General features: G+C 77.2%; 2 protein-coding genes. One reads left to right on the top strand and one right to left on the bottom strand.

Annotated features, from left to right (window positions below):
* The coding region (locus AAHZ94_RS33230) for an MFS transporter (protein WP_349997426.1) at positions 1-697 on the bottom strand (697 nt) is incomplete at its 3' end.
* A 966-nt stretch (positions 698-1,663) separates the two neighbouring features.
* Here AAHZ94_RS33230 and AAHZ94_RS33225 point away from each other — a divergent pair.
* A partial coding sequence (locus AAHZ94_RS33225; protein WP_349997425.1) for a helix-turn-helix transcriptional regulator occupies positions 1,664-2,071 on the top strand: 408 nt, incomplete at its 3' end.

Genomic DNA, 2,071 nt, shown 5'->3' with positions numbered 1-2,071 from the left:
GGCGCCGCCGGCCCGCCCGGCGGGGGGGGGCCCGGGCGCGGGGGGCCGGGGGGGGGCCGGGGCCCCGCGGGGGGGGGGGGCCCCCCCCCGCGGGGGCCCCCGGCGCCGGGGCGGGGGTCGGCGCCGGGACGCGGGGGAGCGCCGTGGTCAGGACGAGCCAGGCCGAGCCGAGGAAGCCCGCGACGGTGCCGAGGAAGAGCCAGTCGTAGCGGAAGTGGGTGAGCAGCGCGGCGGCCAGTACCGGGCTGACGATCACCTCCAGGTCGTACGCGAGGCGGGACAGCGACAGGGCGCGGGTGTACGCGTCCTCGGTGGGCAGCAGGTGCGGGATGAGCGACTGGAACGCGGGGGTGAAGGTGGCCGACGCCGCCTGGAGCACCAGGATCAGCACGTAGACCTGCCAGACCGCGGTGACGAACGGCAGGGCGAGGGCGGCCAGTGCGCGCACCAGGTCGGCGCCGACCAGCAGGGGGCGGGGCGGCATCCGGTGGGCCAGCGCGCTGATGAGCGGGGCGAGCGCCACGTACGCCACCATCTTGATCGCCAGCGCGGTGCCGAGGACCGATCCGGCGTCGGCGCCCGCGATGTCGTAGGCCAGCAGACTCAGTGCCACGGTCGCGAGTCCGGTGCCCACGAGCGCGATCACCTGTGCGGTGAAGAGGCGGCGGTAGCCGGGGTGGTGCAGCACGGACGGCATGCCTGCTCTCCCTCCCGGCACCGGAGGCGTACGGTGCCGTCACTCGGTCATTATGTGCGCACTGGTGCACATGAGGGGAGGGTGCGGGTGGCGCGTCCTGGCCGGCCGGGTGCGCCGACGGGGCGTCATGTGCCGTGCAGGGTCGTGTGACGGGGTGCATGGCCGCGCTCCGGTGGGAAGCCCGGTGACGGAGTCGAGATCGTGACGGTGGTGCGCGGCGCGGGAGCGCAGACGCGGTTCGACAGGCACTGAGGCGATGGCGATGGTGATGGTGATGCGGTGTGCAGGGCGAGACGGCGGGGTGCGCGGCCGGCCGAGCGCTCACACCGCCCGGTCGTACGGGGTGCCCCCACCGAGGCCACCCACCGCGGCGTCCCGGGGTACGCGGTGACACACACGGGTCAGGTCGTCGCCTCGCGCTGCCCCCTCGCCCAGCACGAGCCCTGCCCGCCCCATCACCGCCTACCCCGGCACGCACCCACCGCTTCCCACTGCCGCCGGCCGGCACCTGGCCCACCGGCGACCGCTCGCCCTGCACCGTACGGACACACCCCTGGTCCGTACGCACCGCTGTGCTCCCGGCACCGTCGGGGCGTGCCCGTGTCGCCGTGCGCCACTGCCTGCCGGGTGGCCTGGCCGCCATCCGGTGTCGTGCCTCCGACGCTGGTCAGTTCGTCGGCCGGGAGCGATCCCGGTACGGGCACGGCAGTGGGGCGCCGGTGTGGTTCAGGCACCGGTGCCGGGAGCTGGGGCGGTCGGTACGGCGCAGCAGGAGAGCCGCCAGCCGCGTGCTGGTGGACCCTCATCGGAGCAATCCGCCCGGAGGGGGCCGCGTACCGGCACCGCCACCGCTAGTCGACCACGGCGCGTACCCGCTGCCCAGGCGGTTCTACCGGCAGAAGTAATGTCCGTCATACTTCTGCCGGGGCCCAGACCGTGCGGGCCCACGATCGGGGACCGCAAACCATGGCCACTGACCCTCCCGCCAGGGACTTCGGGCAGCACCTGCTCGCACTGCGCAGCCGCGCCGGGCTCAGCCAAGAGGCGCTGTCCCAGGCCGCCGGGGTGAGCGTGCGGGCACTCGCCGACCTGGAGCGGGGGCGTACCCGCGGCCCGCAGCGGCGCACCGTGCAGGCCCTGGCGCAGGCGCTCGGCCTGGATGCCGCCGAGGCCGCGCGGTTGGAGCGGGCCGCCGAGCGCGGCCGCCCCCGCCCGCGCGCCCCGGGTCGCGCCCCCGGGGCCCCCCCCCCCCGGGGGGGGGCGCGCCCCCCCCGGCGCCCCCCCCGGGCCCCCCCCCCCCGGGCCCGCGGGCCCCCCACGGCCGGGGGCTCGCCCTGGTCGCCGCCGTCAGCCAGAGCTGGGGCGTGCGCCAGG

The sequence above is a fragment of the Streptomyces sp. HSW2009 genome (assembly GCF_040240285.1).
In the GTDB taxonomy this organism is placed as follows: domain Bacteria; phylum Actinomycetota; class Actinomycetes; order Streptomycetales; family Streptomycetaceae; genus Streptomyces.
Note: the sequence above shows the minus strand (reverse complement) of the source record. Positions and strands in the feature narration are given on the sequence as shown.